General features: G+C 28.1%; 27 protein-coding genes and 1 pseudogene. 25 read left to right on the top strand and 3 right to left on the bottom strand.

What is annotated here, in order from left to right:
- Positions 1 to 160: 160 nt before the first annotated feature.
- A complete protein-coding gene (locus psyc5s11_RS22675; RefSeq protein WP_224034732.1) occupies positions 161 to 1,861 on the top strand; it encodes an RNA-binding domain-containing protein in 1,701 nt (566 codons plus the stop codon).
- Between the two features lie 378 nt (positions 1,862 to 2,239).
- Positions 2,240 to 2,578: pseudogene (locus tag psyc5s11_RS22670) on the top strand (ABC transporter substrate-binding protein); the annotation flags it as partial.
- A gap of 10 nt (positions 2,579 to 2,588) precedes the next feature.
- Here psyc5s11_RS22670 and psyc5s11_RS22665 read toward each other — a convergent pair.
- Positions 2,589 to 4,199 carry a recombinase family protein gene (locus psyc5s11_RS22665; RefSeq protein ID WP_224034731.1) on the bottom strand — a complete coding sequence of 537 codons (1,611 nt, stop codon included), beginning with the start codon at positions 4,197 to 4,199 and terminating at the stop codon, positions 2,589 to 2,591.
- A gap of 103 nt (positions 4,200 to 4,302) precedes the next feature.
- Positions 4,303 to 4,800, bottom strand: a complete 498-nt coding sequence (locus psyc5s11_RS22660; RefSeq protein ID WP_224034730.1) for an ImmA/IrrE family metallo-endopeptidase — start codon at positions 4,798 to 4,800, stop codon at positions 4,303 to 4,305.
- A 243-nt stretch (positions 4,801 to 5,043) separates the two neighbouring features.
- Here psyc5s11_RS22660 and psyc5s11_RS22655 point away from each other — a divergent pair, with 243 nt between their 5' ends.
- The 6 genes from psyc5s11_RS22655 (at position 5,044) to psyc5s11_RS22630 (ending at position 10,765) form a co-directional block, all read left to right on the top strand.
- Positions 5,044 to 5,805, top strand: a complete 762-nt coding sequence (locus tag psyc5s11_RS22655; protein WP_224034729.1) for an ABC-three component system protein — start codon at positions 5,044 to 5,046, stop codon at positions 5,803 to 5,805.
- Positions 5,802 to 6,041, top strand: coding sequence for an ABC-three component system middle component 7 (locus psyc5s11_RS22650; RefSeq protein WP_224034728.1), 240 nt, complete (start codon positions 5,802 to 5,804; stop codon positions 6,039 to 6,041). The genes psyc5s11_RS22655 and psyc5s11_RS22650 overlap by 4 nt, the downstream gene beginning before the upstream one ends.
- The gene (locus psyc5s11_RS22645; protein WP_224034727.1) at positions 6,019 to 7,632 is read left to right on the top strand and encodes a DUF2326 domain-containing protein; all 1,614 of its coding nucleotides are present in this window, start codon (positions 6,019 to 6,021) and stop codon (positions 7,630 to 7,632) included. The genes psyc5s11_RS22650 and psyc5s11_RS22645 overlap by 23 nt, the downstream gene beginning before the upstream one ends.
- Before the next feature lie 172 nt (positions 7,633 to 7,804).
- A complete protein-coding gene (locus psyc5s11_RS22640; RefSeq protein WP_224034726.1) occupies positions 7,805 to 8,560 on the top strand; it encodes a hypothetical protein in 756 nt (251 codons plus the stop codon).
- 205 nt (positions 8,561 to 8,765) lie between these two features.
- Positions 8,766 to 9,842, top strand: coding sequence for a hypothetical protein (locus psyc5s11_RS22635; RefSeq protein WP_224034725.1), 1,077 nt, complete (start codon positions 8,766 to 8,768; stop codon positions 9,840 to 9,842).
- A 2-nt stretch (positions 9,843 to 9,844) separates the two neighbouring features.
- The gene (locus psyc5s11_RS22630) at positions 9,845 to 10,765 is read left to right on the top strand and encodes a reverse transcriptase family protein (RefSeq protein ID WP_224034724.1); all 921 of its coding nucleotides are present in this window, start codon (positions 9,845 to 9,847) and stop codon (positions 10,763 to 10,765) included.
- 265 nt (positions 10,766 to 11,030) lie between these two features.
- Here psyc5s11_RS22630 and psyc5s11_RS22625 read toward each other — a convergent pair whose 3' ends face one another.
- Positions 11,031 to 11,399 (bottom strand): helix-turn-helix domain-containing protein, encoded by a 369-nt coding sequence (locus psyc5s11_RS22625; RefSeq protein WP_224038251.1) that lies wholly within the window; start codon positions 11,397 to 11,399, stop codon positions 11,031 to 11,033.
- 143 nt (positions 11,400 to 11,542) lie between these two features.
- Here psyc5s11_RS22625 and psyc5s11_RS22620 point away from each other — a divergent pair, with 143 nt between their 5' ends.
- The 17 genes from psyc5s11_RS22620 to psyc5s11_RS22540 all read left to right on the top strand — a co-directional run bounded on the left by psyc5s11_RS22620 (position 11,543) and on the right by psyc5s11_RS22540 (position 22,302).
- Entirely contained in the window at positions 11,543 to 11,734 is a 192-nt protein-coding gene (locus psyc5s11_RS22620) for a helix-turn-helix domain-containing protein (RefSeq protein ID WP_224034723.1), read from the top strand.
- Between the two features lie 50 nt (positions 11,735 to 11,784).
- Positions 11,785 to 12,219 carry a helix-turn-helix domain-containing protein gene (locus psyc5s11_RS22615; protein ID WP_224034722.1) on the top strand — a complete coding sequence of 145 codons (435 nt, stop codon included), beginning with the start codon at positions 11,785 to 11,787 and terminating at the stop codon, positions 12,217 to 12,219.
- On the top strand, positions 12,209 to 12,442 hold the full coding sequence (locus psyc5s11_RS22610) for a hypothetical protein (RefSeq protein WP_224034721.1): 234 nt from the start codon (positions 12,209 to 12,211) through the stop codon (positions 12,440 to 12,442). Before psyc5s11_RS22615 ends, psyc5s11_RS22610 begins: the two co-directional genes overlap by 11 nt.
- 32 nt (positions 12,443 to 12,474) lie before the next feature.
- Positions 12,475 to 12,711, top strand: coding sequence for an AbrB/MazE/SpoVT family DNA-binding domain-containing protein (locus tag psyc5s11_RS22605; protein ID WP_224034720.1), 237 nt, complete (start codon positions 12,475 to 12,477; stop codon positions 12,709 to 12,711).
- A gap of 13 nt (positions 12,712 to 12,724) precedes the next feature.
- A complete protein-coding gene (locus psyc5s11_RS22600) occupies positions 12,725 to 12,907 on the top strand; it encodes a hypothetical protein (RefSeq protein ID WP_224034719.1) in 183 nt (60 codons plus the stop codon).
- Positions 12,908 to 13,138: 231 nt separating this feature from the next.
- On the top strand, positions 13,139 to 13,633 hold the full coding sequence (locus psyc5s11_RS22595; RefSeq protein WP_224034718.1) for a hypothetical protein: 495 nt from the start codon (positions 13,139 to 13,141) through the stop codon (positions 13,631 to 13,633).
- Between the two features lie 203 nt (positions 13,634 to 13,836).
- Positions 13,837 to 14,034 (top strand): hypothetical protein, encoded by a 198-nt coding sequence (locus psyc5s11_RS22590; protein WP_224034717.1) that lies wholly within the window; start codon positions 13,837 to 13,839, stop codon positions 14,032 to 14,034.
- Positions 14,031 to 14,783: a ParA family protein gene (locus tag psyc5s11_RS22585; protein ID WP_224034716.1), complete on the top strand. Its 753-nt coding sequence runs from the start codon at positions 14,031 to 14,033 to the stop codon at positions 14,781 to 14,783. The genes psyc5s11_RS22590 and psyc5s11_RS22585 overlap by 4 nt, the downstream gene beginning before the upstream one ends.
- Positions 14,768 to 15,889, top strand: coding sequence for a ParB/RepB/Spo0J family partition protein (locus psyc5s11_RS22580; protein WP_224034715.1), 1,122 nt, complete (start codon positions 14,768 to 14,770; stop codon positions 15,887 to 15,889). The genes psyc5s11_RS22585 and psyc5s11_RS22580 overlap by 16 nt, the downstream gene beginning before the upstream one ends.
- A 15-nt stretch (positions 15,890 to 15,904) precedes the next feature.
- On the top strand, positions 15,905 to 16,795 hold the full coding sequence (locus psyc5s11_RS22575; RefSeq protein ID WP_224034714.1) for a hypothetical protein: 891 nt from the start codon (positions 15,905 to 15,907) through the stop codon (positions 16,793 to 16,795).
- A gap of 1 nt (position 16,796) precedes the next feature.
- Entirely contained in the window at positions 16,797 to 18,110 is a 1,314-nt protein-coding gene (dnaB, locus tag psyc5s11_RS22570) for a replicative DNA helicase (RefSeq protein ID WP_224034713.1), read from the top strand.
- Positions 18,111 to 18,115: 5 nt separating this feature from the next.
- Positions 18,116 to 18,271, top strand: coding sequence for a MarR family transcriptional regulator (locus tag psyc5s11_RS22565; protein ID WP_224034712.1), 156 nt, complete (start codon positions 18,116 to 18,118; stop codon positions 18,269 to 18,271).
- 114 nt (positions 18,272 to 18,385) lie between these two features.
- A complete protein-coding gene (locus psyc5s11_RS22560; RefSeq protein ID WP_224034711.1) occupies positions 18,386 to 18,625 on the top strand; it encodes a hypothetical protein in 240 nt (79 codons plus the stop codon).
- Positions 18,626 to 18,655: 30 nt separating this feature from the next.
- Positions 18,656 to 19,345, top strand: a complete 690-nt coding sequence (locus tag psyc5s11_RS22555; protein ID WP_224034710.1) for a DUF2786 domain-containing protein — start codon at positions 18,656 to 18,658, stop codon at positions 19,343 to 19,345.
- 149 nt (positions 19,346 to 19,494) lie between these two features.
- A complete protein-coding gene (locus psyc5s11_RS22550) occupies positions 19,495 to 20,427 on the top strand; it encodes an alpha/beta hydrolase (protein ID WP_224034709.1) in 933 nt (310 codons plus the stop codon).
- Between the two features lie 403 nt (positions 20,428 to 20,830).
- On the top strand, positions 20,831 to 21,220 hold the full coding sequence (locus psyc5s11_RS22545; protein WP_224034708.1) for a nitroreductase: 390 nt from the start codon (positions 20,831 to 20,833) through the stop codon (positions 21,218 to 21,220).
- Positions 21,221 to 21,573: 353 nt separating this feature from the next.
- Positions 21,574 to 22,302 carry a hypothetical protein gene (locus psyc5s11_RS22540; RefSeq protein ID WP_224034707.1) on the top strand — a complete coding sequence of 243 codons (729 nt, stop codon included), beginning with the start codon at positions 21,574 to 21,576 and terminating at the stop codon, positions 22,300 to 22,302.
- Positions 22,303 to 22,304: the final 2 nt, after the last annotated feature.

Here is a 22,304-nt window from a genome sequence, read left to right as displayed (position 1 = left end):
ATCAAACTTTTAGATAACATCAGATTAGTATATAATTTAATTACAAAATCAAATAATATTGATATAATAGAAGAAATAAATTACAATAAAATGGAAAAACTAAAGTAATTAAATTAAAATATGAATTTTTCATTTCAATATGAAGAAGGTGAGAGCTAAAATGACAGATATAGAATTATTGGAGATATTAAAAATTGGTGAAACTGTTGATGTAGAATGCAAAGAAGGAGAAAGTAAAATTCCTAATTCTTTGTGGGAAAGTTATTCTGCTATGGCAAATACAAATGGTGGAATAATAATTTTAGGAATAAAAGAAAACAAAAGTAAAGGCACGTTTGAAGTTCAGGGTGTAAAAAACATTGATAAAAGAATACAGGATTTTTGGAATACTATAAATGGAAGTAAAGCTAACAGAAATTTATTAAGAGATGAAGATGTACAAAAATTAGATATTGAAGGAATGGATGTTTTAATAATAAATGTTCCAAGAGCTAATTATAAAGAACGCCCAATATATTTAAATGAAAATCTATATAAAGGGACATATAAACGTAATGCAGAAGGTGATTACAAATCTACAGAAGATGAAGTCAATGCTATGATAAGAGATGCATCAGAAGAAGGTAATGATGGTGTAATACTTGAAGATTATATAGTAAAGGATTTAGATGAAGATACAATAAAGAAATATAGAAATAGGTTTAGTTCTAGAGAACCAGATCATCCTTGGAATGCACTTGATAATGAAGAATTTATGGAAATGCTAGGTGGAATAAAGGAAGATAGAAGAAGAAAAATCAAAGGAGTAACAGTAGCAGGAATGCTTATGTTTGGAAAAGGTCTTTATATTAGAGATTTATTTGCAAAGATAAATTTTGATTTTAGAGAAGAGATAGATGTAAATTCTAATCAAAGATGGTCTGATAGATTTACTATAGATGGAACATGGGAAAACAATCTTTATAATTTTTATTTCACAGTAATTAATAAATTAACAACCAATGTAAAAGTACCATTTAAATTAGAAAATTTAGAGCGTAAGGATGATACTTTAGTTCATCAAGCAATAAGAGAAGCATTTGTAAATCAAATAATACATGCAGATTTTAATATTCAAGGAACATTAAAAATTATAAAAACAAAAGATAGTTTGGAGTTTACTAATCCAGGGAGCTTAAAGATAGATTTAGAAAGTATATTTAAGGGTGGAAATTCTAAAAGCAGAAATCCTAGAATTCAAAAGATGTTTTCTTTAATAGGTCTAGGTGAAGGGGCAGGATCTGGATTCCCTAAAATTTTAGCAGCATGGAATGAACAAAGTTGGAGAACACCTGAATTAAAAGAAGAAATTAATTTAAGCCAAGTTTCTTTAAAATTATGGATGATATCTATGCTGCCAGAAGAATGTTTAGAATCATTAAAAGGAATATTTGGGAAAGCTTTTAATTCATTTAATAAGGACGAAGTATTAATACTTGCAACAGCATATTTAGAAGGTAGTGTGAATAATGCACGAATTCAATTAATGATGGATAAACATTCATATGACATAACTGGAATACTACATGACTTAGTAGAAAAGGAAACTTTAGTAGTAGATGGTTATGGTAAAGGAAAAGTATATTATTTAAATCATGAATATAATTCTGCAATAAAAGAGGCTAATGAAAGTAGTTTAAGTGAAGATGAAATTAAAATGATAGATTATATCAAGGAAAATGGATCTATAAATAATCAACAAAGTAGAGATAAGCTAGGATTTGGTAAGGATAAGAATGTTTCATTATTTAATAGTTTAATAAAAAAAGGAAAGATAAAAAAAGAAGGCTCGAGCAGCAGTACAAGGTATGTATTAAATTAAATTTATGCATATGAAATAAAATAACAAGTCAATATTTATGTATTTTTACATCAATACTGACTTGTTATTTTTATTTGAATACACTTTACTATTATTCTTTTATTAAAAATACGACGAGAGCCGACGAGATGACAACGTGACGTTAATAAAACCGACGAGAGCCGACGAGAATAAGTATCAAATAGCAGTACAATTGGAAATACTTTCAGCATTAATCATCTTAGCAAATTCTTTTCTTTCAATATTTCGAATTAATCGCTGTTTTAGAATTTTTTGACCAACAGTTTTAGTAGGTATTTGATTATAGAGCTCGTTGGTTAAATTTAATGTTAATGGAGTAAATATTTGGTGGAATATCGCAAGTGAGTTCGTGCAGCACAGGGTGCTGACAAGACTATGCAAGCAGTTTTAAGCAAGTCAGCAGATATTGGTTTTTGTGGACCTGAGCAAACAATTTACATTAACAATCAAGGAAGAGAGGATTATCCAGTACTTTTTGGACAGCTTACTCAAAAGGATGGTTCCTTCTTGGTTGGAAGAACTAAGGATGATAATTTTAATTGGAAGAATATAAAAGGAAAAGATGTTATAGGGGGAAGACCTGGGGGAGTTCCTGCCATGGCACTAGAATATGCATTGAAGCATAACAAAATTAATCCTAAGACTGATGTTAACATGGTTACTAATATAGATTTTGCAGCAACAGCTGGTGCATTCGCTCAGTACATTAAAGAACGACTTTTTTTTTAGCACAAAACAGCTTGATCTCAGTAAGTTTTGTTTTTGAATCATAAGATATTTTATTCACCAATGAATTTACAAGTAATCTTTTCATTTGATAATCTGCATTTTTAAATAGATCTTCAAAATTTAATAACATAGCAGTATAGGTATCAATTTTCTTAAGAGCTTCTTTTATATTACTTTGACTATTTTCTATTTCAAATTTTTTAAACTGTAAAGATTTAATCTCATTATTCAATTCTTCAATTCTTGTAGCTAATACATCATAGATATTAGGGTTTATACCTATTTTATCCACCAAATTTTTAACTTGTAACTCTTTTGTAGAAATTTGTGTGGATAAAGTTTTAATATCTACCTTACTAGAAGTTTCATTTTCTAAATCTTGCTTATATTTATTAATAGCATTAATTAAATCTCCATGATCACTAGTAACTTCAAAGATTTCTTTCATGACTTCATTTTCTAATTTATCTAATCTTATATTTTTGCAGTCGCAATCTCTACCATAGGTATTTGTTTTTGTAGAACATACATAATATCTAATTGTTTCACCAGTCTTTACAGATGCATGGCCTTGTTTAGATATCATTCTTCCACCGCACTTAGAGCATCGAAGAACAGAATTAAATAAACCACAGTCACTACCAGTAACGAGTCTTGGTGCAAGGATTTTATTTTTATCTAATAACCGTTGTACATTAAGCCATTCTGTATCACTAATAATTCCATCATGTTTAGCAACAGATAAGATCCATTCATTAACATCTTTAGCAACACCTTTAGAATTTTTTTTATTATATGAATTAATTCCATTTCCATTAGGAACACCTAGTACTGTAGCTCCTTTAGTTGCAAGATAACTAACTACTAGTTCAGAAGAGTTTACATAAGCAGGATTCCTAAGAACTATATTTAAGGCCTTGATATCCCATCTAGCATTTCTTTTAGTTTTAATATTCTCTTGAACTAAGTGTTTTTGTAATTGACCTAAGCTCCCAAGAGATAAATATTGTGAATAAAAATATTTAACCAGGTCAATTTCTTCAGCAATTGGTGAAAGAGTCATCATCTTTTTTTGTTTAGAATTATTATCTAAATAATAAATTGGCTCAGAACAAAAGCCAAAAGGGGGAGTACCACCAAGCCAGCGACCAGTCTTAGCTAATTCATACATATTATCTTTAATACGCTCAGCTATGGTTTCACGCTCCAATTGAGCAAATACACTACTAATAAACATCATAGCAGTTCCCATAGGACTAGAGGTGTCAAATTGCTCTCTTATAGATATGAAATCAATGCTTAAATCTTTTAACTTATCAATAAGAGTAGAAAAGTCAGAAACATTTCTGCTTATCCTATCTAATCTATAACAAATAATAGCATCAAACTTTTTTAATTTAGCATCCTTCATCATGGATCTAAACATAGGACGATTTATATTACCACCTGAAAACCCTTCGTCTTCATATATTGAAAAATCAGTATAGCCATTACTCGCACCATAAGTTTTGCATAACTCTATTTGATTTTCTACACTTTCACCTTTACCAGTAAATTTTGATTTTCTTGAATAAATAGCAGCTTTCATAATATCCCCCCATATTAATGTATACATTGATTGTAGTGTTATAAATAATTAAAGTTAATTGATTATAACTACATATATTTATTGAAAAGTAGTAGAAAAAATACTATATAGCACAACTATTATAGGGGACTTCTCTATTTTTAAAATTATTTCTAATATTAATATATTTAAGTTCGTTTAAAGTTATGGATAAAATTTTATAGTTTATTATTTCTTCTGTTACATTAAAATATTCAGCCATGGTATTTATAGAAGAAATACAAGAATTTAAAGCATGTACAAAGTCTTCATCACTTATTAAAAAGTTAGCAGCCCATAACTTAGCATTTTTCTCTTTTTTATTTTTTTGAAGTTCGTCAGAGTAAGTATTACAATCATCAAGCAAGTTACCTGAGGTTGTGAAATGATGTCCAAGTTCTTCAGATAATACTGATATGTATATAACGCTGTATGAAACAATAGATTTATCGATCCCTATTGTTGGTGGAATACCAGGGATGCTAAAATATATTCCTTTTAGGTAAGTATGACTAAGATTTGTTTCTTCAAGAATTATATTTTCATTGTCAATTATTTTAAAAATGCCATTTAATTTCTTCATTTGTCTATCACCACCATGTAATTTATGATGTTATTATAATACAACGCAAACGTACGTTCAAGAGTATGCTCGAATATTTTGAATTCGAATGAGAGTAAATTTACAAAATATGCTATAATAAGAACATATTTATAAATTTATCCCTAAAGTATATATATATACAAGAAGAAGTTGATAGAAACGTGATAGATAGTAAAATAAATTGAATTATTATAATAAAAGGTTGGGAGTGGGTGAGAAATTATGCAAGATAATAGAAAAGATTTTACAAATAATGAAAAAATGGTACTTTATAGTGAAGTAGAAGGACACTGCCCAGTTTGTGGAGATATCTTGACTCATAAAAAGAATGGACAGATACATAAAACATTTGAAGTTGCTCATATCTACCCTGCAAACCCTCGATTAAATGAGATTGAGTTATTAAAAAATGAAATTCGATTAAGTGAGGATGTTAATGATCTTAATAATGTAATTGCTGTTTGCCGAAAATGCCACAAGCAGTTTGATACGCCTCGTACGGTAGAAGAATATAAAAAATGGTATAGGATAAAGCAAAAATTAGTTCAAGATATAGAAAGAAAAAATACATATCAACTCTTCAATATAGAAGCAGAAATAAAAATAGTTTTAGAAAAATTAAATAATCCTAATAGTGAGAGTGAGTTAATTCATCTTAGTTATGAATCACTAAAAATCGATGTAAAGGCAAATGAATCACTATCATATATTATAAAGAGAACCATAAAAAGTGATGTGGTCGATTACTTTGATTTTATCAAAAGATTATTTATAGAGATTAACAAGGTTACGCCGTATAAATTTGAAACGCTAGCTTCTCAAATTAAAGTTTTTTATTTTAAATGTATGCAGATAAACCAAAGCCAGGATTATGTTTATGGTGCCCTAGTGGATTGGATTTATGAAAAAACTGACTGCTATTCAAAAAGGGCGTGTGAAGTAGTGGTTGCTTATTTTGTACAGGACTGTGAGGTGTTTTCATGATATTACCTAATAAACTGATACCATATAAAGATAGTATTTTAGCTAAAACGGTGTATGTTCTTGATGTATTGATTTTAGGAAATGAAAGTTTACAAACACTATATGAGAAAATAAAGAATAACTTTGAAGATATAAATCAATATATTTTAACATTAGATGTTTTATTTACACTTGAAAAAATTCAATTAGATGATGAATTAAGGGTGGTTAAATATGTTAAAACAAATAATATGTGATAAATTTGCGCAACAACAAATAAATTTTCATTATGGACTAAATGCTATTGTTGGGGATGATATTGCATCTAACTCCATTGGCAAATCAACTATGTTAATGATAATAGATTTTGTTTTTGGCGGAGAAGACTATATAAAAAAGAATCATGATGTTATAGATAATTTAGGTCATCATATGTTCAAATTTTCGTTCATATTTAATGATAGCGAATTATTCTTTATCCGAACAACAAATGAGTATAAATTTGTTTCGATATGCAATGAAAAATTTGAGGTTCAAAAAATAATAAAACTTGATAATTTTACAAAACTACTGCAAGGTAAATATAAAGCAGAACTTGAAGAATTATCATTTCGGAATATCATTGGTAGATACTTTAGGGTGTATGGGAAAGAGAATCTTAATGAGAGAAAGCCAATTCAATATTTTGAGAAAGAAATTACACATAAATCTATTATTGCATTACTAAAGCTATTTGATAAATATAAAATTATAAATGGGCTTGAAAAGCAAATCCAAAAGTTAACAGATGAAAAGAAGTTTCTAGTTGATGCTGCAAAAAAAGACTTTATACCTAAAATGACTAAATCTTTAGTTAATCAAAATGAAAATAAAATTAAATTATTAAATGGAGAATTGAATAGGCTTAAAGAAAGTATTGTTAGTGCTTCAGCGGATATTGAAGCTCTTGTTTCAAAGGAAATATTAGATCTGAGTAGAAACAAGAGTATCTTAATTACTAAAAGAAACATGTGTGAAAGTCGATTAACACGTACATTAACGAATCTAGCAAATAAAAATATAAACATTGAATCGGAATTAGAAAGGTTAGTTACATATTTTCCTGATTTCAATGTTGAACAGATAAAAAAGATTGATGCATTCCATGTGACTATAACAAAGATATTGAAGGAAGAACTTCAAAAAACTGAAAAAGAGATTAGAGCACAAATTATTGAACTTGATAACCAAATTGACGATTTAGATAAAAAGATTAATGAAAAATTGACAATTAAAAATGTTCCAATATATGCAATCGATAAGATTGTGGAGTTAGCGGCTAATGTTAAACAATTAGTAGACGAAAATGGGTACTATACAAAGAAACAAGAGCTTGAAGAATCAATTAAAACATCCATAGATAATTTGGCTGTTTTAAAAGAAACTTTGCAAGATAGTGTATGTAGTGAAATTAATACGAAATTGTATGAATTAAACAAAGAAATATATACTGATAATAGGCGAACACCTACGATTAATATACATGGTGATAAATATACTTTTAATACATATGGGGATACAGGTACGGGAACAGCATTTGCAAATTTAATTACTTTTGATTTAGCAATTTTGGATTTAACTTGCTTACCAGCTATTGCTCATGATTTACCATTGTTAAAGAATATTGAAAACCAAGCATTAGAAAATATAGTTGAATTGTATAGCAAAAGAAATAAGCAAATTTTTATAGCTATTGATAAAATCAACTCTTATTCTTATAATACTGAAAGTATTATAAGAAAGTATAAAGTTTTAGAATTATCAAAAGATAAACTCTTATTTATAAAAAATTGGAAAAAAGAAGATTGATAAGAAAAATAAATTACTAATAAATTTAATCTTAAATTTCAACAAAGTATAGATACAATTATATTTATTATTTTTAATCTAAATAAATTAATGGTATAATAAAACTCAAATGGCAATTAATATATACAAAAATTATGTAAGATAATTTTAATAAGCATAAGAGAGGGTAGAAATGGGTCACTTCTTAGATGATATAGATGAAATATACGAAAGCAAAAAGAATTATATAATAAATAAATATCCAGGATGGAAAATAGATGGAAGGTTTACTACATATACGCCAATAATACCAAACACAGAAGGTATTAAATTTAGCACAACTCTACAGCTAAAAAAAATGATAAAAACTAGTGTAATATTTGAACAAGAGTATGAAGGGAGAACGGTTAGATTTTATTTTGATGAATATAATATAATATGTACTCTTATTTATATATATGATAATTTCAACCAGGAAGGTAAGTATATTTGCGATAAGATGCATTTATTGATTAACGACAATGGAGAAGATATCAGTTTTAAAATTAATGATAAAAAGTATGAATTTAAGGGAATTAAGTACATGCCTAAAGATAAAAAGTTTTTAACTCTTAGTGATTATGAAATTGGAATTAATGACTTTATATGCTTAGTAAATCTGGTAATTGAGAAAGATAGGTATAGTAAACAAGATGAGAATGGTAAAAAAGATGAGAATGGTAAAAGTACAATACTTAAATATTTATTATTTTTATTTCTTTTCAGTAAGAAAACATCAAAAGAATTCAAAGCAAAAATGATAGAAGTGCTACAAGAAGAAAAAATATATAAAGGAGATAAATTAATAAACTATAAAAAGATTATTAATGCTATCGGTTCCCAAAAAATATATTTTGATAATAGTTTAAGTAATAAGATTTTATGTTATAATAATAATGAGGAATCCTAGCATGGAGTTTATCCAACCTTAGCAGTTAAGGTAGTTGAAAGCACAAAATATTGTAAAATTATTATCGGCTACCGCCGATAATATGAGAGTGAAAATTTACTATTTTGCGCAGCAAGAACAGCTGGTTCTAGCTACAAAAATAGTAAATTTTCGGTGAGTTACAAAGAATAATTTTAGTAGGATTCCTCCCAATAGTAGGTGAAATATGAAGTATTATTTTAGACAAATAAATGAATATAAAAATCCAGTTCCATTATACTTTCTATGTGGGGTTCAATATAATAAAAAGAATCCTCAGGATGATAAAAGGGTTGTTTTAAAAGAATATTTAAAGGAAAAAAAATGTTGTTCTATAATATTAGAACAATACTTTAATCCTAAAAAAAGTAGTGGAAAATTAGGATATGATACTATAGGCTTACAAAATCTTAATGATGTTGAAACCTTAGCTTGCATGGCTGTTGATGGAGTATTTATTATACATGAAAGTCATTCAACAGCAGCAGAGATAGCTTTATTCGCATCTACCGAAGCAGTTGCGGAGAAAACATTTGTTTTGGTTCCAGATAAAGAAAATGCTGAGACAAACCATTTTTCAGGATTCTTGGAATTGGGATATAAGAGTTTAATGCCTAGGCATATAACCTTTACACCAGTTATAGAAAAACATATAGTAAATGAAAGTAAAGTTGAAATAAAGACATTTTTTAAGAATAACAAAATAGGAAAAAATTTAGAAAAAAAAATAGATGATTGTATTAATAATGCATATAGATTTAAAGTACTTAATATAAAAAAATCTAATTATCATTTAAATTATAATGAATCAATTTCATACTATATTGATTCTAATAATTTAATTAATATGTCTATAGATGTTCAACTTTTGAAATATTATATGATAGCCATTTTTAGTATTTCTGAATTTAGGAAAGAAATTAGGAAGACTTTGAGATATTTTGATGGATTAACTGTTTGTGAGGTTTGGTTTAAGAAAATTTTGTTGAATTCAATCCAGCGAAACGAAGCGAGTAGTATTGGAAAATTAAATTGTAAATTTGAAATATCAAATTCGATAAATGGCAGATTAGATTTTAGAAAAGCAATTTCGTTTATTTTGTATATTTTCCACGGTCTTGGATGGATTGAAATTGACATAAATGATAAAAAAGGAATTACAATGTCTAAAAAAACTGATGATTCAACAGGATTTAAATATATATATGAGAAATATTCTAATATCATCTGCGAAGATACTTATTTAGATATTGAAGGTATATGATTATGAAAGAAAAAGATTTTAAAGTTTTCTATATTCCTAAAAAGAATGGATATAGAAAGATAATAACTTACAATGACGAAAATAGAAAACTTCGTGAGTTCCACCAAAGAGTTGGTGATATTTTATATAAAAGAATATTACCATCCAAATTTGCTAAAGCTTATATAAAAAAACGATCTATAATTAAGAATGCCAAAACTCACATGTATAATGATAGTTTTTTACTGTTTGATATAAAGGATTTTTTCCAAAGTATTAACCATAATTGGTTAATAGAAAAATTATATTACGAAATAAATTTAAATCATAAAAAAAAGATAAGTAAGATTACGTGTGCTAAAATAGTGGATTCTTGCTCTGTATCAAACAGAGGCTTAGCAGTAGGTCTTATCCCATCACCGTTTTTAGCAAATATTTATTTAAAAGATTTTGACAACATTTTATATGGAAATCTAAAGAAACTAGGTATTAAACGTATTATTTATACAAGATATGCAGATGATTTAGTAATTTCTTACAATGGAATTGAACCTAAAAATATAGATGATATAAAAAAAATTGTTTGTGAAAATCTAAAGAAATTCGGTTTGAAGTTAAATGATAAAAAGACTCGTATTATTGATTTTAAACAATCTAATCATGTTAAAATAACTGGAATTAATATAACAAAGACAGAAGATGACGGTAGAAAATTATCTGTTGGGCGGAAAAGAAAAGATGATTTATATGTATTAGCTGTTGAGTTAGCTAAAAGAAAGCCTGATGAACGGAAAAATAACGAAATTCTTACATTGAAGGGGCTTCAATCATTTATACTATCTGTTGAAGGAGTGAAGTACGAAGAATGTTATTCGAAGAATATGATATCAGTGATTAATGGACTTGGATATAATGCACTCAAAGATCTTATTGATAGCTTGTAATACTATAATATAAAAGAATTATAAATTAAACTAGGATTATCAGTGGACTTCATGATAAAGCATTATTAAGTCATCATTAATGAAAAACAGATGTATTTATAAAGAAGAGGTTTCCATATATATATGAACCTCTTTATTTTCGCATAGAAAATCATAGGATTTTTTAACCTTCAAAGTTTTATTAAATTCTTTTGAATAGTTTACATTTCTAAAATTAGATATTAATTGTACAATATAAAAAAATAAGGTGTTCGTGAAGAACACCTTATTTTTTATCCTTATATTTTTGTTTAACATAATCTATAAAATTATAAATCTCATCTTTAGCTTCTTGAGGAAGATCCTTGTAATCAACATCACTATGAAGTGCTATAGTTGTTTCTTTATAATCATGATTTTTTATATTAGTTTTTCCAAGAAGAAAATCTACAGAAACATTAAAGTATTCAGAAAGCTTTAATTTTATTTCATCATTAGGAGTGCTATTCCCATTTTCATACATAGAGATAGTAGTTTTTCCAACACCCAATATTTTACCTAATTCTGTTTGAGTTAAATTATTAGATTTTCTAATTTCTTTTAATCTATCTGCCAATGTAATCATCTTACCATCTCCTTGCTTTCGTAGTTCAATATAATTGTACCTTTTTTAGAATATAAATAATAGTAAGTTCAAAAAGTTTGGATTTTTTATAAATAAAGGATTGACAGTTCAAGTATTTTGGATTAATATAAAAATATATTAATTCAAGAAACTTGAACAAGGAGGGAGCGCAAATGAATGAATTATTAAAAGCATTACGTTTGAAAAATAATAAAACTCAAGATGAAGTTGCAAAAGCATTAGGGTATAGTGGGAAAAGTGGTTACTCCATGCTAGAAAATGGGAAAGTAGAGCTTACTATTCTAAAAGCTAAAATTTTAGCTGAATTTTACAATGTGGATGCAAAAATTTTTTTAGAGATATAATCCAAGATACTTGAATATATATATTTTAATACATATTGGAGGTGAAATGAATGGTACAAGAATACAGAAATATTTACCAAATAGCGAGAGAGTCAACAGGTTTAACTCAAGAAAAATCATCAGAACTACTAGATATATCAGTTGATAGCTTAAGAGCTTATGAAGGAGGGAAGAGAACTCCACCAGATAAAATAGTTATCAAGATGATTGAAATCTATGATACTCAATATTTAGCTTATCAACATTTAAAGACAAGTGCTGAGATAGGACAAAAATATTTACCTAACATTGAGATTAGAGAACTACCAGTTGCTATATTAAAGCTTCAAAAAGAAGTTACAGATTTTATTAAATGCAAAGATTTAATGATAGAAATTACATGTGATGGGATTATTGATGATGATGAACGCCCACAATGGAATCAAATCATGAAAGAACTTGATGATGTTGCTGAGGCTATTATGACTTTAAAGTTTGCAAAGTAACACATTAAATGATGAATCATATTATGAAGTGATTGATATGTTTGGAGGGGTAGATATGAAAGGTGATGAATTGAAAGTAACAATAATAGGATTGGAAGATGAAAAAGGCTTCAGTGAATTGATAGCAGAATTGAAAGTTGCTGCTGTTATGAAAATGTGTCCTCCAGAATTAAGAATGCAAGTTTTGGATAACGCTCTAAAAAAATTAACAGCTAATCAATAAATTATAAACATATTGAAAGGGGAATTTTTAAGATGAAAAGTACAGGCATAGTAAGAAAAATTGATGAACTAGGAAGAATAGTAATTCCAATGGAATTAAGAAGGACTATGAGTATTAAGGAGGGGGATGCATTAGAAATTTATACAGAAAATAGCGACATAATTTTTAGAAAGTATACTCCAGGTTGTAACTGTTGTGGAGAAACGCAAGAACTAAAAGAAATTAATGGGGTTAGGTTATGTAAAAAGTGCGTGGAGAAATTTAAATGAAGGAGCAATTTAAATGAGTTCAGTAGTTAATGATTTATTACACAGATTGGAAATAAAAGGTGGGAAAATTAAATTAGATGATTTTTCAATAAAAGGTGTTACTGGATATGAAATTAAAAAAGATTCTGTTAAACCTGGAAGCTTAACAGAATTAACAATAAAAATAAAAATTAAGGAGTTTGAAATTGAGACTTAATTACTTCAGATATAACTGTAGCAATATCTTTAATTGCAGTTAAAGAATTTTACCACATTAAGGAGAAGAAAGGGGATATAAAAAATGTGTAAGATAAAATGTCCTAAATTCGTTCAGAATAGCCATAAATTATGCAACAAAATTGTTGATAAAAATTTTAGAAAAGAGCATTTGATTAAAGTTTGTTGTGGAAATTATAAAAGATGCAATTTGTGTAAGGAGGATTAGATTATGAAAAGAAATGAAGTTGAGAAAATTTATTTAGAGCATGGATTATCCGATTTTAGACTTACATGCTTAGATGATTTAAAGACTTGTCATGGCATTGATGCGGAGCAGGTAAATGGATATGAGAATTTAACCGAAGAGAATAAAGTTATTTTCAAGAATTTTATTATTAACTTTTTCAACTCTATGGGAATGGATAGAAAGACTATTACAGCACCAAAGGCTATAAATTATGTTGAGGAAATAGATTATATAGCACCACATCCTGATGCAGATACGAATGAAGAGTATAGAGATTGTTATGTTAGCGTAGATACTAAAATAATTGTATTAAAAGCTGATGGAAGTAAAAAACAATTACACAAATTTTCAGATAAAGAGTATAAGAACTTAAAAGCTATAGATCAAGAGAGAAAAGAATATTTAAGGTTTGCATTTTTAGAAGGTAAGAATAAGGTTTGGTTTCATGTAACACATGAAGGTAAACAATGGTACTAATTTTCATGGGAGGTGAGGGGAATGGGGAACTTTTCTATATCATGCAAGGCTAAGGATTTAAAAGATAAACTTGCAAGAACATTGCTGGAAATGAAAAAAGAACCTTTTGTAAAGGTTCAATTATAAAATCTAATTTTAAATTCTTTGAGAAACAGATTGCCGTCTGTATCTCCATTATAAGATAGAATGGGGGAAATGTAAACATGGTTTCAGAATTTTTAAATGAATTAAAGGCTAAGGTTAGTAAAGAAGATTATAAAACTATTTTTGATATGACGATAGATGACATAAAATTTAATAGGTCAAGTTTTAATAAAAAGACAAGTCCAGGAGAATTTATTGAAATATGTAAAAGGTGCTGGGATGCATTAAATAGATGTAATGGAGGGGTAGAAGTATGAAAATAATATCAATTTTGAATATAAAAGGTGGAGTTGCAAAAACAGTATCGACTGTTAATGTTGCAGCTGAATTAGGAAAACAAGGTTATAAAGTATTAATAATAGACTTAGATCCACAAAGTAATGCAACAAAATATTTAGGATCATATTATCCTAATTCGTTAGGTTCTTATAATTTACTAAAAGGTGAGGATGTTGGAGTAACTATAACTAAATATGACAATGTGTGGCTTATACCTGCAAATATCAATTTAATTGCTAGTGAATCAGAGATTTTAGCGGATACAAAGAAAGCTAGAGAAACAAGACTCAAAAAATGGTTGGATAAGTCACCAGAGCAATTTGATTATGTTCTTATAGATTGTCCACCGTCATTGGGTATGATTTCAATAAATGCATTGGCTGCTAGCGATCACGTTCTAGTACCACTTAAAATAGACAAATTTTCACTAGATGGATTTGAATATTTGATTGGCAGCGTAAATTCTGTAAAAGAAGAATTTAATGAAAAATTAAATTTACTTGGTGTATTTATAACTATGGACAGAGCTACAAAAATAAATAGAGAGATAAAGGAAGAGCTTAGGGGAGAGTTAGGAGATTTAATATTTAAACAAACAATAAGAGAAAATGTTGATGTTATTAAAAGTACTTTCGAAGTTACTCCAGTGATTTATTTTAATAGCAAAGCTAATGCATCTAAAGATTATAAGGCATTAGTGGAGGAATTGAAATGTCGTCTTATTTAAAGGGTTTAGCAGATAAGGTAAATGGAGTAGAGAAGGAAAGTTTCACTAAGGAATTAGATATAAATAGTCTAGTTCCTTCCTCAAATAATTTTTATGGTATTAGAGAGATAGAAGAGCTTGCAGTATCAATTAAAGAAAATGGACTTATGCATAATCTAGTAGTTAGAAAAAAAGATAATGAAACTTATGAAATAATTTCTGGTGAAAGAAGATTTCATGCAGCTAAAAGATTGGGGTATAAAACATTACCATGCCAGGTCAAAGAAATTAGCGACTTAGATGCAGAGCTTATATTAATACAAGCTAATGCAGAACAAAGAGAATTAACTCCATCTGAAAAGATGGAAGGTATCAAACGCCTTAAAGCCATATATGAGCAAAAGAAAGCTAATGGAGAACAATTGCCTAAAGGAAAGGTTAGAGACTTAATAGGGCAGGATATGAAGCTTTCAGGGGTACAAGTAGGACGCTATCAAAAGGTAGACAAGGATTTGATTAAACCACTTAAAGAAAAGCTGGATAAGGAAGAGATAACATTAACTCAAGCTCATACTTTAAGTAGCTTATCAGAGATAGAGCAGCACGTAATTCATGAAGAAATTAAAGACTTAGATTCTAAGGAGTCAAAAGAAGAAATTGAAGTTTTGGTACAAGGCATAAAGCAGCCTATTGAAAGTAAATTGGATAAAAAATTGCTTAATGAAATGTATTCAGAAAAAGTAGCGGATAAACCTAAAGATGAAGGTCTAGCCACTTTGTCAGAGAAATATTTAACTAAAGCTAAAAAGAAATCTGAAAGTGATTTAAATTCTTTTGAATCCAGATTAGAAGAGTTAAAAGAATTAATAAATAGCCATGAAAAAGTAAAACTTGTAATTTATGATTTTAAATTTAGTGCAATGCTAAATATAAAAGAACTTGCAATCAATTATAGGACACTTGAATTTTATTTAGAAGGTCAAATAAATATATGCAAAATAATATTTCAAGACTCCGACCCTAATCAATTTAAAAGAGTTGAAGAAATAGATTATGCTGGTGGAACTATTAAAACAAAGGCAGCATTTAAAATTACTTTTGATACGTACTTATGGTTTGAAAACTAAAGAAGGAGGTGCACTATGAAATTTACTCATTTAGGGTTTAGTCAAGAGAGAGCTATAAAGATGGAGCTAGATGATAAAGACTTAGCAATATTAAGATGGTTTATCGACTTCAAAGACAGTAAAAAAATAACTAAAAAGATATTTGATGATGAAGTATTCTATTGGGTTAAATATGAAGCGGTTATTGAAGAATACCCTATATTTAAATTTAAGAAAGATACTGTATATAGAAGACTTAAGAGTCTTGCAAATAAAGATATATTAAAGCATAGGACACTAAAGCAAGGTGGTGTATGGAGCTATTACACGTTAGGAAATAGATATATTGAATTAATTTCAGATAAAGATCCAGAAGAAAAAATTGAAGATGAATTAGAGGTGAAAAAATCTGAAATTACTCAAGAAATCAGTGAATCTCAAGATGTCGGAAATGAATCCGAAGGGTTCGGATACAAATCCGAATCAAACGGATTGAAACACGGAACGAAAAGGGTCGGAAATATATCCGAACTAAACGGAACTGAATCCGAATCAAACGGATTGAAATCCCGAACGAAAAACCCATCTACTATATCCATCTACCATAATATATATAGTGCAAATGATGCACATGATATTTGGATTATATATCCTAACAAAAAAGGAAAGGCTCAAGCTATTAAAAAAATACCTAAGATTTTAGAGAAATATGGTAAGGAGCAGATAACAAGGTGTGTTGAAAGATATGCAAAGGAAGTTCAAGGGAAAGATATACAATTCATTCTAAATGGGTCAACATACTTTAATGGGAGATTTGAAGATTACCTTGATGATAATTATAAATTAGCTCCAGTTATAAATATAAATAAAAATAATGCTGAACCTAAAACAATAAAAATAGATAGATCAAAGTTTGGAGCGTTGTGATATGGAAAATTTAAATAGAATATTGCCTAATAGTATTGATGCAGAGCAAGCAGTTTTAGGTTGCTTAATAAGTAATTCAGATAAATTGCTAGATGTTGAATTTTTATTGCCAGATGATTTTTATGTTAGTAAACACAAGAAAATCTACGAGATAGTAAAATCACTTTTTAACCGAGGAATAGGAATAGATTTAGTTACAGTTTTAGAAGAAATAAGAAAGAAAAGCTTACTTGATGAATGTGGTGGAGTGACATATGTAACAGAATTAGCCACATCATATTTTGAAATTGTTAATATTAAAACATATGCAGATATAATTAAAGAAAAATCAAATAGGAGAAAATTAATTAAAGCAAGCAGATTTCTCTTGGAAAGTGCTTATGAAGAAGACATAAAAATCATTATTGATAAAACTGAAAATCATTTGTATGAAATTTCAAGTAATCAAAATACAAATAATGTTATAACGATAGATAAAGCAATGGAGCAATCACTTAGAGCCTTAGAAGAAAGATATAGAAATGGTGGGAAACTTATTGGATTATCAACAGGTTTTTCAGATATAGACAAAATAACATGTGGACTTATAAAAAAAGATTTAATAATAATAGCAGCAAGACCATCAATGGGTAAGACAGCTTTTGCATTAAATTTAGGACAAGCAGCTTCAAAGTATGCAAGTGTAGCAATTTTTTCTCTTGAAATGTCTAAAGAGCAATTAACAGATAGACTTTTATCTGCTCAATGTTTAGTAGATTTTAGCAAGGTTAGAACTGGTCAATTAGATATTGAGGAATTTGAAAAAATTGCTATTGGAGCTAATGAGATAATGACAAGGAAATTGGTATTAGATGATACAACAACACTTTTAAGTGATATAAAAGCTAGATGTAGAAAGTTAAAAATACAAAGTGGACTAGATCTTGTAATCATAGATTATTTACAGCTTATAAGAACAACACTAAAAACAACAAGTAGAGAACAAGAAGTTTCATATATTTCAAGAGAACTTAAAGCATTAGCAAAGGAATTAGACATTACGATGATTGCTTTGTCACAATTATCAAGAGCACCAGAGCAAAGAGCAGACCATAGACCAATATTATCTGATTTAAGAGAATCAGGGTCTATAGAACAGGATGCAGATGTAATACATTTTCTTTATAGGGATGAATATTACAACAAAGAGACAGAAGATAAGAGTATTGCAGAAGTTATTACAGCTAAAAACAGAAATGGACAAACAACTACAACAAAGCTTGCATGGTTAGGACAATTTCAAAGGTTTGGTTGCTTGGATGTTATAAGGGGATAAAATCAATGGATAAGAATGATGAGATTATAGATAAAGTTGTTGAGACATATTTTGAGGAGCCTGATAAAACTTTGAAAGAAATTTTTAAAGAATATACAAAAGGTTTTTCAGAGGATAAAACAAAAGCTTTTTATGAAAGATTAAAAGAAATAGTGAATTAAATGCACTTGCAGGACTAGGAGCTTTGGCAGGGATTACATAATTGCTAATGTTAAGGTTACTGCAAATAAAAAATGCAAGAGGAGAAATCCTCTTGTAGAAAATAAGGTGGGAATATGGATATTAAGAAAATAAATAAAACAATTGAATATACATTCCTGGAAGCTTGGGAAAAGAGTATTGATGATGAAAATGTTGTTATTACTAGCAAGAGCAGTGGTGATAGTTACAAAATTGATATATTGGAAAAGAAGAATAAACTTAAATTTTATAATCCAACAATATCTGGCTGGCAATCATGTACTTATGTGCTACCAGAAGAGATATTTAATGGGTGGTATGTTACTACAGAATAATCAGAATATGTAGAGTGGAAGGTGAAGATCATGGATATAAAAGTAATTGAAAAAATTAAGAAACTATTAGCATTAAGTGAAAGTAGTAATGAAAATGAGGCACAATTATCATTGCTAAAAGCTCAAGAACTACTTGTGAAACATAAATTATCTTTAAAAGAAGTAAAGGAGTTTAAAGTTTATAATAGTGAAATTAAAGAAAAGAGAAGCAATGTATCTTTTACTAAAGCAAAATGGAAGGCGAGATTAGGAAGATTAATAGCAGAAAACTTTGGTTGCTATATGTACTATAAAACGCACAGAACACAGACTATTACTTTCTTTGGGAGAGAGGAAGATATTATTATATGTACAATAGTGCTGGAATATGCGATAGATTCAATAAATAGTAAAGTTAGAAGACTAAGGTATCAATATTCAAAGGATGGATATAGTACTAGAGGAGTAGAAAATGATTATGCGCTTGGTTTTATATCTGGATTAGCAGAAAAGTTTGAAGAACAAAAAAGGAAAAATCAAGAATGGGGATTAATATTAGTTAAAGACAAAGAAGTAACTGAGGCGCATGAGAATATTAAATTTAAAGGTTCAATCAATACTTCAACGAAATTTCAAGGACATGATGGGGCTTATTATGAAGGTCAAGATGATGGAAAACAGTTTAGCATATCAGATAAAATAGCTGAAGAGCAAACAGAGGAACAATTGGGATTAGCGTAAAGAGGTAGTCCAACATAATGTGTAGAAAAGGCGCAGTAAATTATAAATATGTTCTTTGAAAACTGAATAGTGTGATATTTACAAAATATGCTATAATTGATTCGTGATAGTAAAATAACGAATAATTATTTATTGTAGGAGAAGTTTGAATGGAAATCATAGTGATAAAGATAATTATAATTATAATTATTTTCTTTGGGGTAATAGCGAGTTATCATCATATTATGTTGTTAAAGGAAGAAAACTATATAGAAACTGCAGGAACATTGGTTAAAGTAGATGGCTACAATATGAATATATATGTTGAAGGAGCAGACTCAGAGGAGGAAACGCCTACTATCGTTTTGTTATCAGGATCTGGTGTACAAGCTCCTATATATGATTATAAAGTGTTGTATTCAAAGCTGACGGATATTTATAGAATTGCGGTAGTTGAAAAGTTTGGATACGGTTATTCAGATGTTGCAAGGATAAAGAGAGATGTAGCAACAATGGTAGAAGAAGATAGAGCTGCTCTTAAAAAGGTTGGAGAAAATGGTCCATATGTTTTAATGCCACATTCTATGTCTGCATTAGAAACGATATATTGGGCAACAACCTATCCTGATGAAGTTAAAGGAATTATAGCGCTAGATATGGCTGTACCAATAAGTTACGATGAAAATGATAGCAATTTATCAAGTATAAAATTTAATAAAATAATGACATTTTTTGGGATGCATAGAATTCCAAAGTTTTGTCCTGTTAATGAAGAAACACTAACGGTTGAGGAGATAAAACAGCATAAATATTTAGTTTATAAAAATTCTTTAAATAATAATGTTTATGAGGAAATTAAATTAGTTTATGATAATGCAAAAACTGTAGAGAAAATAGGAACGCCAGATATCCCTATTTTAATGTTTGCTAGCAAATTAACAGGTTCTGACACCAGTAAAAGATGGAGGGATGCACAAGGAAAATTTGCCGCAAAATCAGATAAGTGTAAACTAATTATATTAGATTGTGGACATTGTATACATTATTATAAATCTGACTATATAGCTGAACAGATAAAAGAGTTTATGGAAGAACTGAAATAAATAAAAAAAATTTTTGTTTCATGTATCGTTGGTTAATCCACAAGCAAAGAAAATCATACTAAATTGTACTGCATATTTGGAAAATGAAGAGTTTATATCAATCATTTAACATTTTCCTGCGAAAGTTGAATTAATAAAAATCAATAACAGACGGAAATATCGCATTATTCAGAAATGAATTTGGGATATTTTTTTCTGCGCAATTCTAAAATTTGATGCAGAAAATCAGAATTATGAAATATTAATTATGATAAAGAAAATATAAAAATTTGAAAAATAAAATACAAAAAGGTGTTCCTGACGAACACCTTCCAAAAATTAGAGAATATTAATAGTTTGGAACACTAGTTCTCTAATTGATCTATTCCAATTATAACATAAAAAAGGGATAGGTGATATAAAAATGAGAATCGATAAAGACAAATATAAAAAAATCAAAAGAGAAGTAGAAAATGATTTAAGGAATTATCCTTATTACTTGATTTCAATAGAAACACCAGGATTAGGATCATCAATTAGACCTGATGTAGTGATTGATAAAAACTTAAGTCCATCAGATCCAGTTAGCAGAAATGCAATAGATAATGAATATAAAACAATATTAGTTAATGCAGTTGGATTTGTATATGATAAATTAGATACGAGCAGTAAAAGAATTATTGAATGTAGCTATTTTAGAGATGATGTAACTGTTGGTGAGGTAATGGAAGAATTAAAAATAGATAAGAATAAATATTATAAGCTTAAGAATAATTCAATCTATAAATTTGCTATGGGGTTATGTTATTGCTAAAAAGATAAATATAGAAAAATATCATCAATATCAAAAGTCATTAAATGTTTTTGAATATTGATGATTTTTTTATGTAATATATCAATGTTTAATTTTTGAATGTATTAATATTCATGGTAAAAAACTAAAGACGTATAGAAGTAGAAAAAATTTAAAATGAATGTTTGATTCACCTATATAATTAAAAATTCAAATTAAAAAACACGAATGTTTAACCGATACTTATTCATGTTTTTAACAATCTTTTTATATGATTTGGAGGATGAAATGAAACAAGGAAATGTAACAATTTAAGGGAATATATGTTATAATGGTGAAAGATTGTTGTATGTGGATATAAGGAGGAGTTAATCTTGAAATCAATATTAAATAAATATAAATTAATACTCGGTATTACATTTGGTGTATTTATGTTTTTACTTGTTTGTGCAGCAATACCATTTATATTAGATTGGAAATTATACAATTTGCATTTATATGATTCACATTTGGATAGTGCAGGGTGGTCAAGCTTTAATGGAAGTTATATAGGAGCAATAATTGGAGGAATAGCGACACTATTAGGTGTATTCATTACTTTAGTGTATACTGATAAGAAAAATAAGGAATCTGAATTACAAGAAAATAGCTTCATTGTATATTATGATTTATATTTTGCAATAAAGGATTTAAAGAGAATTTATTATCAATGTAAAAAATCAAGATTTTCAGTTAAGCAGTCAATAATGTTTCCTAGTAAAGAGTGGAATAAAAATATAGCAAAACTATCTGGAAGAATTGACGATATTAAGAATATATATGAGTTATATGGTTACTTAGAACAAGTAAGTAATTCCGTTAAAAAGTACAATGATTCAATGACTTTACAAGATGAAAGACGTTATAGTACAGCTTATCATAAAGATTTGATTGAGTTTATATCAGCTAAAATATTTAGTGAGGAATTTATTTTAAGAGGTGACGATATAGAGGATGAATATGAAATACATATTGATATGCATGAGTTGCATATGAATGAGTTAGATGATAAATACAGATATATATTAGATGATCTTCGTAATATTCAAAAAAGAAAATATTAAAA

This window comes from Clostridium gelidum (genome assembly GCF_019977655.1).
Classification (GTDB): Bacteria; Bacillota; Clostridia; order Clostridiales; family Clostridiaceae; genus Clostridium; species Clostridium gelidum.
Note: the sequence above shows the minus strand (reverse complement) of the source record. Positions and strands in the feature narration are given on the sequence as shown.

Bases quoted from the DNA above. Each gene is read 5' to 3' on its own strand.
- psyc5s11_RS22675 (WP_224034732.1), top strand. From the start codon at position 161: ATGACAGATATAGAATTATTGGAGATATTAAAAATTGGTGAAACTGTT.
- psyc5s11_RS22665 (WP_224034731.1), bottom strand. From the start codon at position 4,199: ATGAAAGCTGCTATTTATTCAAGAAAATCAAAATTTACTGGTAAAGGT.
- psyc5s11_RS22660 (WP_224034730.1), bottom strand. From the start codon at position 4,800: ATGAAGAAATTAAATGGCATTTTTAAAATAATTGACAATGAAAATATA.
- psyc5s11_RS22655 (WP_224034729.1), top strand. From the start codon at position 5,044: ATGCAAGATAATAGAAAAGATTTTACAAATAATGAAAAAATGGTACTT.
- psyc5s11_RS22650 (WP_224034728.1), top strand. From the start codon at position 5,802: ATGATATTACCTAATAAACTGATACCATATAAAGATAGTATTTTAGCT.
- psyc5s11_RS22645 (WP_224034727.1), top strand. From the start codon at position 6,019: ATGTTAAAACAAATAATATGTGATAAATTTGCGCAACAACAAATAAAT.
- psyc5s11_RS22640 (WP_224034726.1), top strand. From the start codon at position 7,805: ATGGGTCACTTCTTAGATGATATAGATGAAATATACGAAAGCAAAAAG.
- psyc5s11_RS22635 (WP_224034725.1), top strand. From the start codon at position 8,766: ATGAAGTATTATTTTAGACAAATAAATGAATATAAAAATCCAGTTCCA.
- psyc5s11_RS22630 (WP_224034724.1), top strand. From the start codon at position 9,845: ATGAAAGAAAAAGATTTTAAAGTTTTCTATATTCCTAAAAAGAATGGA.
- psyc5s11_RS22620 (WP_224034723.1), top strand. From the start codon at position 11,543: ATGAATGAATTATTAAAAGCATTACGTTTGAAAAATAATAAAACTCAA.
- psyc5s11_RS22615 (WP_224034722.1), top strand. From the start codon at position 11,785: ATGGTACAAGAATACAGAAATATTTACCAAATAGCGAGAGAGTCAACA.
- psyc5s11_RS22605 (WP_224034720.1), top strand. From the start codon at position 12,475: ATGAAAAGTACAGGCATAGTAAGAAAAATTGATGAACTAGGAAGAATA.
- psyc5s11_RS22600 (WP_224034719.1), top strand. From the start codon at position 12,725: ATGAGTTCAGTAGTTAATGATTTATTACACAGATTGGAAATAAAAGGT.
- psyc5s11_RS22595 (WP_224034718.1), top strand. From the start codon at position 13,139: ATGAAAAGAAATGAAGTTGAGAAAATTTATTTAGAGCATGGATTATCC.
- psyc5s11_RS22590 (WP_224034717.1), top strand. From the start codon at position 13,837: ATGGTTTCAGAATTTTTAAATGAATTAAAGGCTAAGGTTAGTAAAGAA.
- psyc5s11_RS22585 (WP_224034716.1), top strand. From the start codon at position 14,031: ATGAAAATAATATCAATTTTGAATATAAAAGGTGGAGTTGCAAAAACA.
- psyc5s11_RS22580 (WP_224034715.1), top strand. From the start codon at position 14,768: ATGTCGTCTTATTTAAAGGGTTTAGCAGATAAGGTAAATGGAGTAGAG.
- psyc5s11_RS22575 (WP_224034714.1), top strand. From the start codon at position 15,905: ATGAAATTTACTCATTTAGGGTTTAGTCAAGAGAGAGCTATAAAGATG.
- dnaB (WP_224034713.1), top strand. From the start codon at position 16,797: ATGGAAAATTTAAATAGAATATTGCCTAATAGTATTGATGCAGAGCAA.
- psyc5s11_RS22565 (WP_224034712.1), top strand. From the start codon at position 18,116: ATGGATAAGAATGATGAGATTATAGATAAAGTTGTTGAGACATATTTT.
- psyc5s11_RS22560 (WP_224034711.1), top strand. From the start codon at position 18,386: ATGGATATTAAGAAAATAAATAAAACAATTGAATATACATTCCTGGAA.
- psyc5s11_RS22555 (WP_224034710.1), top strand. From the start codon at position 18,656: ATGGATATAAAAGTAATTGAAAAAATTAAGAAACTATTAGCATTAAGT.
- psyc5s11_RS22550 (WP_224034709.1), top strand. From the start codon at position 19,495: ATGGAAATCATAGTGATAAAGATAATTATAATTATAATTATTTTCTTT.
- psyc5s11_RS22545 (WP_224034708.1), top strand. From the start codon at position 20,831: ATGAGAATCGATAAAGACAAATATAAAAAAATCAAAAGAGAAGTAGAA.